This is a genomic window from Actinomadura harenae, assembly GCF_003696215.1.
GTDB classification, from domain to species: domain Bacteria; phylum Actinomycetota; class Actinomycetes; order Streptosporangiales; family Streptosporangiaceae; genus Spirillospora; species Spirillospora harenae.
Genome location: NZ_RFFG01000025.1, coordinates 1 through 12,525 on the forward strand (window position 1 = coordinate 1; position 12,525 = coordinate 12,525).

General features: G+C 74.0%; 13 protein-coding genes and 2 pseudogenes. 10 read left to right on the forward strand and 5 right to left on the reverse strand.

What is annotated here, in order from left to right; translation table 11 throughout:
• Window positions 1-253, reverse strand: a pseudogene (locus EBO15_RS45285) (serine/threonine-protein kinase); the annotation flags it as partial.
• A 400-nt stretch (window positions 254-653) separates the two neighbouring features.
• On the opposite strand from EBO15_RS45285, the gene EBO15_RS15890 reads away from it, so the two are divergent.
• From EBO15_RS15890 to EBO15_RS46050, 4 genes and pseudogenes are all read left to right on the forward strand, one after another.
• Window positions 654-1,904, forward strand: a complete 1,251-nt coding sequence (locus EBO15_RS15890; protein ID WP_122195179.1) for a MurT ligase domain-containing protein — start codon at window positions 654-656, stop codon at window positions 1,902-1,904.
• Window positions 1,894-2,622: a type 1 glutamine amidotransferase gene (locus EBO15_RS15895; RefSeq protein WP_122195180.1), complete on the forward strand. Its 729-nt coding sequence runs from the start codon at window positions 1,894-1,896 to the stop codon at window positions 2,620-2,622. Before EBO15_RS15890 ends, EBO15_RS15895 begins: the two co-directional genes overlap by 11 nt.
• Window positions 2,623-2,713: 91 nt before the next feature.
• A pseudogene (locus EBO15_RS46045) lies at window positions 2,714-3,076 on the forward strand (fibronectin type III domain-containing protein); the annotation flags it as partial.
• A 26-nt stretch (window positions 3,077-3,102) separates the two neighbouring features.
• Window positions 3,103-3,885: a metallophosphoesterase family protein gene (locus EBO15_RS46050; protein WP_233616235.1), complete on the forward strand. Its 783-nt coding sequence runs from the start codon at window positions 3,103-3,105 to the stop codon at window positions 3,883-3,885.
• Between the two features lie 6 nt (window positions 3,886-3,891).
• Here EBO15_RS46050 and EBO15_RS15905 read toward each other — a convergent pair whose 3' ends face one another.
• Window positions 3,892-4,254, reverse strand: a complete 363-nt coding sequence (locus tag EBO15_RS15905; protein WP_122195181.1) for a DsrE family protein — start codon at window positions 4,252-4,254, stop codon at window positions 3,892-3,894.
• 283 nt (window positions 4,255-4,537) lie between these two features.
• Here EBO15_RS15905 and EBO15_RS15910 point away from each other — a divergent pair, with 283 nt between their 5' ends.
• The 4 genes from EBO15_RS15910 to EBO15_RS15930 all read left to right on the forward strand — a co-directional run bounded on the left by EBO15_RS15910 (window position 4,538) and on the right by EBO15_RS15930 (window position 7,799).
• A complete protein-coding gene (locus tag EBO15_RS15910) occupies window positions 4,538-5,038 on the forward strand; it encodes an FABP family protein (RefSeq protein WP_122195182.1) in 501 nt (166 codons plus the stop codon).
• Between the two features lie 360 nt (window positions 5,039-5,398).
• Window positions 5,399-5,815: a Fur family transcriptional regulator gene (locus EBO15_RS15915; protein ID WP_122195183.1), complete on the forward strand. Its 417-nt coding sequence runs from the start codon at window positions 5,399-5,401 to the stop codon at window positions 5,813-5,815.
• A gap of 121 nt (window positions 5,816-5,936) precedes the next feature.
• Window positions 5,937-6,941, forward strand: coding sequence for a CAF17-like 4Fe-4S cluster assembly/insertion protein YgfZ (ygfZ, locus tag EBO15_RS15920; protein WP_122195184.1), 1,005 nt, complete (start codon window positions 5,937-5,939; stop codon window positions 6,939-6,941).
• A 402-nt stretch (window positions 6,942-7,343) separates the two neighbouring features.
• The gene (locus tag EBO15_RS15930) at window positions 7,344-7,799 is read left to right on the forward strand and encodes a hypothetical protein (protein ID WP_199744568.1); all 456 of its coding nucleotides are present in this window, start codon (window positions 7,344-7,346) and stop codon (window positions 7,797-7,799) included.
• A 15-nt stretch (window positions 7,800-7,814) separates the two neighbouring features.
• Here EBO15_RS15930 and dtd read toward each other — a convergent pair whose 3' ends face one another.
• A complete protein-coding gene (gene dtd, locus EBO15_RS15935) occupies window positions 7,815-8,240 on the reverse strand; it encodes a D-aminoacyl-tRNA deacylase (protein ID WP_122195185.1) in 426 nt (141 codons plus the stop codon).
• Between the two features lie 19 nt (window positions 8,241-8,259).
• On the opposite strand from dtd, the gene EBO15_RS15940 reads away from it, so the two are divergent.
• Window positions 8,260-9,102: a BKACE family enzyme gene (locus EBO15_RS15940; RefSeq protein ID WP_122195186.1), complete on the forward strand. Its 843-nt coding sequence runs from the start codon at window positions 8,260-8,262 to the stop codon at window positions 9,100-9,102.
• Between the two features lie 217 nt (window positions 9,103-9,319).
• A complete protein-coding gene (locus EBO15_RS15945; RefSeq protein ID WP_199744569.1) occupies window positions 9,320-10,279 on the forward strand; it encodes an asparaginase in 960 nt (319 codons plus the stop codon).
• Between the two features lie 99 nt (window positions 10,280-10,378).
• On the opposite strand, the gene EBO15_RS15950 is transcribed toward EBO15_RS15945, so the two are convergent.
• The gene (locus EBO15_RS15950; RefSeq protein ID WP_233616224.1) at window positions 10,379-11,647 is read right to left on the reverse strand and encodes a CynX/NimT family MFS transporter; all 1,269 of its coding nucleotides are present in this window, start codon (window positions 11,645-11,647) and stop codon (window positions 10,379-10,381) included.
• The gene (locus EBO15_RS15955; RefSeq protein ID WP_199744570.1) at window positions 11,644-12,345 is read right to left on the reverse strand and encodes a FadR/GntR family transcriptional regulator; all 702 of its coding nucleotides are present in this window, start codon (window positions 12,343-12,345) and stop codon (window positions 11,644-11,646) included. Before EBO15_RS15955 ends, EBO15_RS15950 begins: the two co-directional genes overlap by 4 nt.
• Window positions 12,346-12,525: the final 180 nt, after the last annotated feature.

The window sequence follows — 12,525 nt, forward strand, 5'->3', positions numbered from 1 at the left end:
TGCCGGGCTGCCCGCCGCCGAAACCGGACGGCGCCGCCCCCGGCCCCGCGGGCGCCTGCCCGCCGGGCCCCGCCGCGAGGCCGCCGGGGCCGGGGACGACCATCGTCTGGTCGCCGAAGCCCCCGCCCGCGATTCCCGGAGGCGTCCCCGGCCCGCCGGGGTTCTGCGCGGCCGCGCCATGAGTCGGCGTTCCGCAGTTCGCGCACTTGTCGAGCGTCCCGGCCGTGGTGGACCCGCACGTCGGACACTGCATCGCTCAGACCTCGCTTGTCGCCGCTTCGCACGCCTCGCGGCCCACGCCCTCCACGGGGCGGACCTCCCCACACCGGCCGCGGGGTATTCGACAAAAGGTACTGCGTACCGTCGGTCGCGTACGCGGTGACGGGAATCCGCGGGGCCTTCCGTCGGCCGCCGTCGCAACGTCACCGGGGCTGGCACCGAATCACGACATGTCGTCCACGGTCAAGGTCCGCCGCCGAGGTTTACGCGGTCGCCGTGTGATGCTCGTCGCATTCTCCGTCCCGGCCGTGCCGCCCGTCCTCCCGCCGGGACCGGGCACGTGATCACACCCACGACGATCGCCGCCCGGCACCGACTACCCTCGGGAAGGTCGCTGAGCGCCCCAGAGACACGGAACAGAGAAGACGGAGTCCATGAGCGATCTTCCGCTGCGTTCGCAGCTGGCCGTCGCACTCGGCCGCACGGCCGCGAAGATGTCCCGGATGGCGGGCAAGGGGGACGGGTCGGTGATCGGCGGGAAGGTCGGCCTCCGGCTCGACCCGGAGCTGCTCACCCGGCTGTCCCGGGACCGCAAGCTCGTCCTCGTCTCGGCCACCAACGGCAAGACGACGACGACCCGGCTGATCACCTCGGCGATGACGCCGCTGGGGGAGGTCGCCACCAACGCGTTCGGCGCGAACATGCCCACCGGGCATGTCTCGGCGCTGGCGTCCGCGCCCGCCGCCCGGTACGGCGTGCTGGAGTGCGACGAGAAGTACGTCCCCATGGTGCTGCGGGAGACCGGCGCCAACCTGGTCGCGCTGATGAACCTGTCCCGCGACCAGATGGACCGCGCGGCCGAGATCTGGCTGCTGGCGGGCAAGTGGCGCAAGGCCCTGTCCGAGGCTCCGGGCACCCACGTCATCGCCAACTGCGACGACCCCCTGGTGACCTGGGGCGCGTCCACCGCCAAGTCGGTGACGTGGGTCGCGGCGGGCCAGCACTGGCGTGAGGACTCCTGGTGCTGCCCCGAGTGCGGAGGGCCCCTCGACCGGCAGGAGGCCGAGGAGAACTCCGACTGGGCCTGCCGGCAGTGCCACTTCCGCCGTCCCCGCCCCGACTGGGTGCTGCACAACGGCGCCGTCTACGACCCGCACGGCCGGGCGTACCCGCTGGACGCCGTCCAGCTGCCGGGCCGCGCGAACCGGTCGAACGCGGCCGTCGCGCTCGCCGTGGTCGCGCAGTTCGGCGTCCCGCCGGAGCAGGCGCTGCCGCTGCTGGCGACGGTGAAGTCGGTCGCGGGCCGGTACACCACCGTCGAGGCGCAGGGCCGGACGCTGCGGCTGCTGCTCGCCAAGAACCCCGCGGGCTGGCTGGAGGCGTTCGACGTCCTGAAGCCCGCGCCGTCCCCGCTGATCCTGACGATCAACGCGCAGGGCCCGGACGGCCGCGACACCTCCTGGCTCTGGGACGTGGACTTCCGCCTGCTGCGCGGACGCCCGGTCTGGGTCGGCGGCGAGCGCCGGCTCGACCTGGCCGCCCGGCTGGAGGCCGCCGACGTCCCGTTCACCCTGGTGGACGACGTGGAGCAGGCCATCCTCGCCGTCCAGCCGGGGCCCGTCGACGTGATCGCCAACTACACCGCCTTCCAGAGCATCCGAACGAGGTACGGCCGTGTCGTCTGACCGTTTGAAGATCGTCTGGATCTATCCGGACCTGCTGTCCACCTACGGCGACCAGGGCAACACGATCGTCCTGGAGCGGCGGGCCGCCCTGCGGGGCATCCCGACCGAGACCGTCCACCTGCGCTCGGACGAGCCGGTCCCGCCGGACGGCCACATCTACCTGCTCGGCGGTGGTGAGGACCGGCCGCAGATCCTCGCCGCGCAGCGGCTGCGCGCCGACGGCGGGCTGACCCGCGCCGTGGAGAACGGCGCGGTCGTGTTCGCGGTCTGCGCGGGCTTCCAGATCGTCGGCCACGAGTTCGGCGGCGACGAGGGCCAGCCGCTGCCCGGCCTCGGCCTGATGGACATCCGCTCGTTCCGCGGCCAGCAGCGCGCCGTCGGCGAGGTCGTCTCGGACGTGGCGTCCGAGCTGCGCGTCCCGCGCGTGACCGGCTTCGAGAACCACCAGGGCGCGACCAGCCTCGGCCCGAACGCGCGGCCGTTCGGCCGGGTCGTCTCGGGCATCGGCAACGGCGACGGGCAGGGCTTCGAGGGCGCCTACCAGGGGCACGTCCTCGGCACCTACATGCACGGCCCGGCGCTCGTCCGGAACCCGGCGCTCGCCGACCTGCTGCTGACCTGGGCCGTCGGCCGCGAGCTCCAGCCGATCGACGACTCCTGGGCCGGGCGCCTCCGCGAGGAGCGCCTCAACGCGGTCCTCGGCGCGTCCCCCGCGTAAGCGGTCCTCGTCACCGGCCGTCCCCCTTCCCGGGGGCGGCCGGTTTCGTTTGGGTCTGGTGGGGTTCGCGGGGCGCTGCGACAGTGCGTCCATGATCTGCTGCGCGGTGAGCCGCCGCGACCTGCTCCGGCTGGGCGCGGTCGCGGCCGGGTTCACGCTCGTCCCCGCCGCCGAAGGCGCCGTGTCAGCGTCCGCGTCCGGCGCCGTCGCGCCCGTGAACCTCGAACTGGTCACGCTGACCGAGAGCGGCGCCGTCCTGACCTGGTACACCGGCCTCCCCGGGACGGACGACGGGCTCGGCCGCATGAAGCCCGCCCCCGCCGACGCCGAGGTCCGGTACGGGACGCATCCCGCCCGGCTGACCCAGGTCGCGCACGGACCGTCCGGGACGCCGTATCACCACGTCGAGCTGCGCGGACTCGAACCGGGCCGCACCTATTACTACCGGGCGTCGTCTGGCCGGCGCGCGGCGCGACGCACCTGCTCGCCGCCGGGGACGTCAGCGCCGAGGCCGCGCCCGCCGACCTCGCCCGCGCCAAGGGCCTGCTCGACCGCTTCGGCGGCTACGGCACCGACTACCTGGTCACCCGCGGCAACCACGACCGCGCCCACGACGGCCACCCGTCCTGCACCCCCGGACGCCGGCAAGGCGGCGACTGCTTCGGCGACGCGTTCTTCCAGGGCCGTCCCACGTACTTCTCCCGCGAGCTGAACGGCCTGCGGATCATCGGCCTCGACACCTACGACAAGCCCGGCGACGGCGGCGACGCGGGCGGCCTCGGCCGCGACCAGCTCGCCTGGTTCCAGGACGAGCTGAAACGCGACCCGGACCGTCCGACGCTCGTGTTCGGCCACCACCCGCTCTTCACCGAGAACGACCCCCTGGCCGTCACCGGGACGCACTCGCTCGACGCGGGCCAGTCGCTGCGGATCCTCGCCGCCTACGACCGCACGCCCGGCGTCCTCCTGCACCACGCGGGCCACACCCACCGGAACCGGCGCTCGGTGTTCCCGCTCGCGCCCCGGGTCGTCCAGCAGGAGGTCGCGGCCGTGAAGGAGTACCCCGGCGGGTTCACGCTGCTGCGCGTCCATTCCGGCGGATACGCGCTGAACTTCTACAAGACGCGCGCGCCGCTCGCCCGCGAGTGGAGCGAACGCAGCAGGCAGGAACTGTCGGGCATGTGGCCGCGCCTGTCGTTCGGCGACCGGATCACCTACCGCAACAGCGTCGTCCACCGCGACCTGTCCGGCCTCGGCGCCTGAACCGCATCAGTAGACGAGGGCCTGGACGCCGTCCTGGGTGATCTCCTCGACGAACGTCGGGGCGCCCGCGATGCGGATGCCGGGGATCACGTCGTCCGGGCCGATGTCGCGGCGTCCGGCGCACTGCGTGCACAGCGTCACCTGGCCCCCCGCGAGGACGACCTGGAGCAGCTCGTCCAGCGGAGTGGCGAGCGGCAGGTTCAGCTCCGCGGCCCGTCCGGGCAGGGCGTACCAGGCGGACTCGCCGGTCAGCCACAACGAGACGGGAAGGCCGCTCGCGACGGCCGCCGCCGCGACCGTGAACGCCTGGTTCACCCGCTCCGGGCCGTCCGCGCCCGCCGTCGCCTTGATCACCAAAGAACGCGCCATACCGGGCACTGTAGCCGGGCGCGGCCTCCCGGCCGGGGACGTCCCCGGTGGTTAGGGTGGGGCGTCATGGGCGGACTGGTGAACGCGGGCGTGCTCGTCCTGGCCTGCGCGGGACTGGCGGTCGCCGCGCTGCTCCTCGTCGTGCGCCTCTTCCGCCTCCGCTGACCCCGCCCGCACGGGCCCGGGACACCCCGCGCGCGTGCCACGGCGGCGGCATTCGCGGCCGTGTCGGCGGTGGTGTTAGTGGCGGGCCGGACGGCGTCCAGCCGGTAGCCTTCCGGACATGGAGCCTGAGCTGCACGACGACCTCAAACCGCTGGAATTCCTCCTGGGCACCTGGAAGGGCGCCGGGGTCGGCGACTACCCGACGATCGAGGCGTTCAACTTCGGTCAGGAGATCTCGTTCGGCCACAACGGCAAGCCGTTCCTGATCTACTCCAGCCGCAGCTGGCTGATCGAGCCGGACGGCACCGTCGGCCGCCCGCTGGCGACCGAGACGGGCTACTGGCGCCCCCAGCCGGGCAACCGGGTCGAGGTGACGCTGGCGCATCCGACCGGCATCGTCGAGATCTACCTCGGGACGATCGCCTTCCACCAGATCGAGATCGGCACCGACGTGATCGCCCGCACCGACACCGCCAAGGAGGTCAAGGCGGGCAAGCGGCTGTACGGGCTGATGCCGGAGAAGAACGGCGCCCGCGACCTCGGCTGGGTCTACGAGATGGCCGCGATGGGCCAGCCGCTCCAGGCGCACCTCTCGGCACAGCTCAAGAAGGCCGACTAGCGGCCGAGAAAGGGACCTGGGGAGCTCCCCGAAAGGTCCCGAAAAGGTTCGACCCCCGGACCTTCCCCGCCGGGTGGCGGGGGACGCACAGGACTGATGCGTCGGTCCGGGGGCCGGGTAACTGCCTGGTATTCGCCGATCACCGTCCGGTGATCGGCCACCGCCGTGCGAACACGACGGCGCCGCGGCAGGACGGCGACTAGCTGACAGTCACCTCGCGAGTCCCAGAATCAACCATTTCTTGGACCACCTCCTTTCGCGCGTGCCGCCAAGCTATGCGAGCCTCCGGCCGAGGGGCAAACGCTTTTTCCGGACGGTTTCCTGCGACGGTCCACCCGTCCCGAGAAGTAGGATGCGGGCATGGCCGAGACGTGGCAGGAGGAGCTGCGGGCGAAGGGTTACCGGGTCACCCCGCAGCGGCAGCTCGTGCTGGAGGCCGTCACCAAGCTCGAGCACGGCACCCCCGAGGAGATCTGCACCGAGGTGCAGCGGACGGCCGGCGGCGTCAACATCTCCACCGTCTACCGGACGCTGGAGCTGCTGGAGGAGCTGGGCCTGGTCAAGCACGCCCACCTCGGCCACGGCCCGCCGAACTACCATCTGGCCGCCGAGGCCGAGCACATCCACCTGGTCTGCCGCGACTGCGGCCGGGTCAACGACGTGCCCCTGGACGCCGCGGCGGGCCTCGCCGCCGGACTCGACCGCGACCACGGCTTCGAGACCGACGTCCAGCACCTCACCGTCTACGGCCGCTGCGCCGACTGCCGCGCCCGCTGACCCCGGCTGATCACGCGCGCCCGGCAGCGTCCTGCCCGAGCGCGCCCGATCATCGCAACGTTGATCACTCGCGCCCGCCCGGCCGGGTTCAAGGGGCGGCGCGGCGCATAGTCTGGGCTGCATGGAGAGCCCGCTGCTGAAGGTGCACGGGGCCGTCGCCGCCGACGCCCCCGACCAGGAGATCGCCGCGCACTACGGGGACCCGGTCCGCGAACAACGACTGCTCGAGGCGGGCAGGGCGTTCGCCGACCGGAGCGACCGCGGCGTCCTGCGGGTCACCGGGCCGGACCGGCTGTCCTGGCTGCACAGCCTGCTCAGCCAGCACCTGGAGGCGCTCGCGCCCGGCGTCGCCACCCAGGCGCTGCTGCTGACGATCAACGGTCACATCGAGCACCACCTGCACCTCGTGGACGACGGCGAGACCGTCTGGATCCACGTCGAGCCCGGCACCGCGCCCGCGCTCGCCGACTTCCTCGACCGCATGCGGTTCTTCCTCCGCGTCGAGGTCGAGGACGTCTCCGACCGGTACGCCGTGATCACCGGCCCGTCCGGCGACGGCCCGGCGGACGGCGTGCCGTCCTTCCCGGACGTCGCGGGCCTGACCACCCGGATCGTCCCGCGCGCCGAGCTCGACGCGCTCGCGGCGGGCGACCTGCCCCCGGCGGGCCTCTGGGCCTACGAGGCGCTGCGGATCGCCGCGCACGTCGCCCGGTTCGGCCTCGACACCGACCACCGGACGATCCCGCACGAGATCGGCGTGATCGGGACGGCCGTCCACCTGGCGAAGGGCTGCTACCGAGGCCAGGAGACGGTCGCGCGGGTCGAGAACCTGGGCCGTCCGCCGCGCCGCCTGGTCTTCCTGCACCTGGACGGCAGCGTCGACCGGCTGCCCGCGCACGGCGACCCGGTCGAGATCCCCGGCGGACGGCAGATCGGTTTCGTCGGGACGGCGGCGCGCCACCACGAGCTGGGCCCGATCGCGCTCGCCCTGGTCAAGCGCAACGCCCCGGTGGACGTCGAGCTGCTGGCCGGGGGCGTCGCGGCGTCGCAGGAGGTGGTCGTCCCGCCGGACACCGGCGCGAACGCCAAGATCGAGCTGCGCCGCACCGCCGCCGACCGTCCCTAGCCGAACGGGCGCGGGGCGCGTAGAAACCGGGCCGCAGGGGCAGAATCGTTCTCACGGGAGAGGTGGCCGTCCGAGGGGCGGCCGCCCCCGGAGGAGGTGGTCCCCGTCGCCGCACACGAGGATCCACCGCGCCCCCTGCCCGAACCCGGCGACCGCCACGTGGCCGGCCCGGGCGCCCCTCGCCCCCAGAACTTCCCTCCCGAACCCCCGCCCCCTCCCGAATCCCCGCCCCCACCTGAGCCTCTGCCGCCGTCTGGGGCGGCGGCGCGGTCGACGGCGCCGTTGGGGCCCGGCGTCCCGCCGCGTCCGGAGCCGGCGACCGGGCCTGCCGCGCCGACCGCCGGGCGGCGGGGACGGCGGAGGGCCCGGCGGGAACCGCACGGGGTGTGGTGGGCCGCGCTCGTGCTGGGGGAGCTGCTGGCCTGGTACGCGGGGTCGTGGCGGCCGGCGCTGCTGGGACTGGCCGCGTGGTGCCTGTACGAGTTCCTGCTGATCCCGACGGTGTGCAGGGTCATGACCGAGCAGGGCTATCCGTGCCGGGAACCGGTGCGGGGCAGGCCCTTCGCGTGCCGTCCGGACCACCAGGCGCTCAAGAACGAGGGGATCCTGCGGCTGCTCGGCGTCCGGCCCCGGCTCCGCCGTCCGGTGCGGGGCGCCCGTCCCCTGTCGGCCCCCGTCCAGGACACGTCTCCGCCTGCTCCGCCCGTCCGGGACGCGTCCGGACGGGGCGAGGGGGTGGTGGTCCACTCGCGGGCGGTGCGGGCACGGCTGGCGCAGGCGGACCAGGCGCTCCTGATCCTCGCGGGGGCCGGGACGGTCGTGACGATCGCCGGGATGATCTACGGGATCCGCGGCTGATCCGGCCGGTCCGCGTCAGTACTCGAGCAGGACGGTGATGGGGCCGTCGTTGACCAGGTCGACCTGCATGTCCGCGCCGAAGATCCCGGTCTCGACCTTGGCGCCGAGGGCGCGGAGCCCGGTGACGACGGCGTCCACGAGGGGTTCGGCGACGGGGCCAGGCGCGGCGGCGGTCCACGTGGGACGGCGGCCCTTGCGGGCGTCGCCGTAGAGCGTGAACTGGCTGACGACCAGCAGCGGAGCGCCGAGGTCGGAGCAGGACCGCTCGTCCTCCAGGATCCGCAGCCCCCACAGCTTCGCGGCCAGCATGGCCGCCTTCTCGGGCGTGTCGTCATGGGTCACGCCGACCAGGACCATCAGGCCCGGCCCGTCGATCGCCCCCACGACGCGACCCGCCACGGTCACGCTCGCCCTGCTCACCCTCTGGACTACCGCACGCATGACACGACATTCTGCCTGCATGGGAGCAACGACGCTCATCACGGTGGCCCCGACCGGGGCGGAGTCGGCGAAGGCCGACGTCCCCGCCCTGCCCGTCACCCTGGACGAGCTGGTACAGACGGCCAAGGAATGCGAGGCGGCCGGAGCCGCCGTCATCCACGTGCACATCCGCGACGACGACGCGCGGCCCACCCTGGACCTCGCGCGGCTGCGCGACACCGTCCAGGCGCTGCGGGAGAGCACGGGGCTGATCGTCCAGTTGTCCACGGGCGGCGCGGTGACCGACCCCTACGAGCACCGGCTGCGGGTGCTGGACGCCGAGCCGGACGGCTGTTCGCTGACCTGCGGGACGGTCAACTTCGGCGACGACGTGTTCATGAACCCGTGGCCGTTCATGGTGGAGCTGTACCAGCGGACGCAGGCGCAGGGCGTCGTCCCGGAGTTCGAGCTGTTCGACCTCGGGCACGTCCGGGCGCTGCACCGGCTGCTGGACAAGTACGGGGCGCCGTTCGGCGGGCACGTCCACTGTGACCTGGTCATGGGCGTCCCGGGCGGGATGCCGGGGGACGCGCGGACGCTGGTCGCGGCGGTCGAGGCGCTGCCCGAGGGCGCGACCTGGTCGGCGACGGGCGTCGGCCGGACGTCGCTGCCGGTGATGTTCGCGGCGCTGTCGGCGGGCGGGCACCTGAGGGTCGGCATGGAGGACACGCTCACCCTCGCGAAGGGGCGGCCGGTGACGGCGAACGTCCAGCTCGTCGAGCGGGCGGCCGAGGCGGCCCGGATCGCGCAGCGGCCGCCGATGAGCCCCGCCGAGGCGCGCGCCCTCCTGGGCGTCCGCGGGTCCGAGGCCCCTTCCGCTTGATCGGACGCCCCTGACACACCCCCGGCGCACCCCGGCACACCCCCGGCGGCCCGTCCAGGTGGGCTGACGCCCAGGTCGGCGGCCTGTTCGGGTGATCCGGCGCCCGGGCCGGCCGAGAGGCCGGCGCGCGGGCGCCGGGGCCGGGGGACGCGCACTTCGCCCGGTCGGGTATGAGTGTGGGGTAAGTGTCTGACTTGTGGGGGTTGCTGTGACAACGGTGTCCACGCCTGTGCTGGTCGAGGTGGAACGTTCCGGGTTCGTGGAGTCGCGCCACCGCGGCAGCGCCGTGGGGCTGGCGGCCGACGGGACGACGGCGGTCCGCGCCGGGTTCCCGGACGAGCCGATCTTCCCGCGCTCGGCGAACAAGCCGATGCAGGCGGTCGCGATGGTCCGTTCGGGGCTCGGCCTCGAGGGCGAGCTGCTCGCGATCGCGGCGGGCAGCCATTCCGGTGAGGACTTCCACGTCGAGGGCGCCGAGCGGATCCTGGCGTCCGCCGGGCTGACGGCGGACGCGCTCCGGTGCCCGGAGCAGTGGCCGCTCGACCAGGAGGTCGCGCTGGACGTGGCGCGCCGCGGCGAGGGCCGCACGCGGCTGCGGATGAACTGCTCCGGCAAGCACGCCGCGATGCTCGCGACGTGCGTGGCCGCCGGCTGGTCGACCGACGACTACCTCGACCCCGCGCACCCGTTGCAGGCCGCCTCGCGCGAGGCGGTCGAGGACCTGGCGGGCGAGCGGGTCGCGGCGGTCGGCGTGGACGGCTGCGGCGCGCCGCTGTTCGCGCTGTCCACGACCGGTGTCGCGCGGGCTTTCCGGGCGCTCGTGACGGCCGACCCGGGCACGCCCGAGCGCAAGGTCGCCGACGCGATGCGGGCGTTCCCGGCCTGGACGTCCGGGACCCGGCGCGAGGAGCGCCTCCTGATGGACGCCGTGCCGGGCCTGCTGGTCAAGTGCGGCGCGGAGGGCGTGGACGCGTTCGCGTTCACGGACGGCCGGGCCGGTGCGATCAAGGTCGACGACGGGTCCATGCGGGCCCGGACGCCGGTCACCGTGGCCCTGCTGCGCGCGCTCGGCGTCGAGCCCGCCGACCCGGCGGTGCTGGACGAGCTGGCGACCGTCCGGCTGCACGGCGGCGAGGCGGTCGTGGGCGAGATCCGGGCCGTGCCGAACCTGTTCTGACCTCGGGGAACCGGAACCTGAGCCGGAACGGAGCCGGAAACGGCGGGAGGCGCGGGCCTGGAGTGTTCCAGGACCGCGCCTCCCGTCTCGTCCGGGGGGTCATTCGAGGACGCGGGCCCGGCCCGCGCCGAGGCCCGGCACGATCTCGGTCAGCGCGATCGCGACCACCAGCGCCACCGGGACCGTCCAGCCGGACGTCGCGTCGTGCAGCGCGCCGATCAGCAGCGGCCCGAACGCGGAGATCACGTAGCCGAGGCCCTGGACCATCCCGGAGAGCTGGGCGGCGGTCGCGGCGTCCGGGGAGCGCAGGCCGATCATGGACAGGGCGAGCGCGAAGGAGCCGCCCTGGCCGAGCCCGAGGATGACGACGAACAGCCACATCCCGCCGAGCGGGGCCCAGGTCAGCCCGGCGAATCCGGCCGCCGTGAACAGCCCGACCAGCAGCGCGATCGGACGCTGGTCGCGCAGCCGCGCGGCGAGCAGCGGCAGGCACATGTTCCCGACGATCTGGATCAGGCTGGACGCGGCGGTGACGAACCCGGCGGCGCTCTGCGACAGGCCCCGGTCGGTCAGCATGGTCGGCAGCCAGGCGAACAGGACGTACGCCAGCGACGACTGGAGGCCGAAGAACAGCGTGATCTTCCAGGCCAGCGGCGACCGCCACACCTTCCGCGCGACGTCCCGGTGCGATCCGGCGGCCGGGGCCGCGCCCGCCGCCGCCGCGGTGCGGCGCACCTTCAGCAGCCGGGGCAGCCACACCAGCGCGGCCAGCATGGCCGGGACGGCCAGCAGCGACAGCGGCACCCGCCAGTTCCCGCCGGTGGCGTCCTGGATCGGGACGGCGAGCCCGGACCCGAGGGCCGCGCCGCCGCTCAGCGCGACCGTGTAGAGCGCGGTCACGGCCGTGATCCGGTGCGGGTGGTCGCGCTTGATGATGCCGGGCACCGCGATGTTGCCGACGCTGATCGCCATTCCGGCGACCAGCGACCCGGCGAACAGGGCCGCCGTCACGGGGATCATCCGCAGCCCGATCGCGGCGGTGAGCGCGACCATGGCCGTCACCAGCAGCGCCTCCGGACGCGGCGGGCGGCGCAGGAACGCCGCCAGCAGCCCGTAGGAGCCGAGGAACATCAGCGGCAGCGTGGTGAGCGCGCCCGCCGCCGTCCCGGACAGGTGCAGGTCGTCGCGGACGGACCCGACGAGCGGGCCCACGGCGGTCAGCGCCGGCCGCAGGTTGACCGCCACCAGGATGATCAGCAGCAGCCCGGCGGCCGCTCCGGCCCGGTCGCGCGCCCCGGGCGTGCCCGAGGGGCTGGAGGGAGAGGTCATCGGCGTGGGGGCGGTCCCGGATTCCTCACGGACCGTCATGGGGTCTCCTCAGGGGTGTCGGGGGTGACCAGGGTGTCCAGCGTGGTCAGGGTGGGCTCGATGACCGCGCGGACGGCCCGTTCGGCCGCCTCGGGGTCGCGGGCGGCGACGGCGTCCAGGACGGCGCGGTGCGCGTCCTGGCTGGCCTCGGCGAGGTCGACGTCGGCGCGGAGCGCGGCCATCGCCTCGCCGAGCCGTCCGGTGAAGTACCGGTACGCCTCGACCAGCAGGGGGTTCTTCCCGGCCTCGACGACGCCGAGGTGGAAGCGGGCGTCGGCCTCGCCGAACCCGCGGTCGTCGGCGGCCTCGCCGCGTGCCGCGAGCAGATCTTCGAGCCGGGCCAGGTCGGCGTCGGTGCGGCGGCGGGAGGCGAGCCGGGCGGCCTGGACGTCGTAGGCGAGCTGGACCTCGAACACGTCGATCAGGGTCGAGCGCGCCACGCCCGCGAGCATGGGCCGGGGGTCGACGCGGCTGCGCACGTACGTCCCGTCGCCCCGGCGGACCTCGAGGACGCCGATGTGGGTGAGGGCGCGGATCGCCTCCCGGACGGCCGGGCGGCTCACCCCCAGCTCGCCCGCCAGCCGGTGCTCGCCGGGCAGCCGCTCGCCGACCTCCCAGCCGCCGCCGGTGATCTCCGACTGCAACTGGTCGAGCACGGCGTCCACGGTGGAGCCGGTGGGGACCGGGCTGAGGGACATGCCACCTCCATTGGTTAGATGTCAGACATCTTACCAAAACCGGCAAAAGGGGTTTTGCCGGGGTGGATGTCCCAGAGAAGCACAACGCCCCGCCCTCCGGAGAATTCCGGCGGACGGGGCGTCGATGATCACGCCGTGCCGCTCACACGGCGTGCCGCTCACACGGCGTGCCGCTCACAG

What these genes read in the sequence shown, in the direction of transcription:
- EBO15_RS15940 (WP_122195186.1), top strand. Translation starts at nt 8,260, where the DNA reads ATGGGAGCAACGACGCTCATCACGGTGGCCCCGACCGGGGCGGAGTCG.
- EBO15_RS15890 (WP_122195179.1), top strand. Translation starts at nt 654, where the DNA reads ATGAGCGATCTTCCGCTGCGTTCGCAGCTGGCCGTCGCACTCGGCCGC.
- EBO15_RS15955 (WP_199744570.1), bottom strand. Translation starts at nt 12,345, where the DNA reads ATGTCCCTCAGCCCGGTCCCCACCGGCTCCACCGTGGACGCCGTGCTC.
- EBO15_RS15915 (WP_122195183.1), top strand. Translation starts at nt 5,399, where the DNA reads ATGGCCGAGACGTGGCAGGAGGAGCTGCGGGCGAAGGGTTACCGGGTC.
- EBO15_RS15950 (WP_233616224.1), bottom strand. Translation starts at nt 11,647, where the DNA reads ATGACGGTCCGTGAGGAATCCGGGACCGCCCCCACGCCGATGACCTCT.
- dtd (WP_122195185.1), bottom strand. Translation starts at nt 8,240, where the DNA reads ATGCGTGCGGTAGTCCAGAGGGTGAGCAGGGCGAGCGTGACCGTGGCG.
- EBO15_RS15910 (WP_122195182.1), top strand. Translation starts at nt 4,538, where the DNA reads ATGGAGCCTGAGCTGCACGACGACCTCAAACCGCTGGAATTCCTCCTG.
- EBO15_RS15905 (WP_122195181.1), bottom strand. Translation starts at nt 4,254, where the DNA reads ATGGCGCGTTCTTTGGTGATCAAGGCGACGGCGGGCGCGGACGGCCCG.
- ygfZ (WP_122195184.1), top strand. Translation starts at nt 5,937, where the DNA reads ATGGAGAGCCCGCTGCTGAAGGTGCACGGGGCCGTCGCCGCCGACGCC.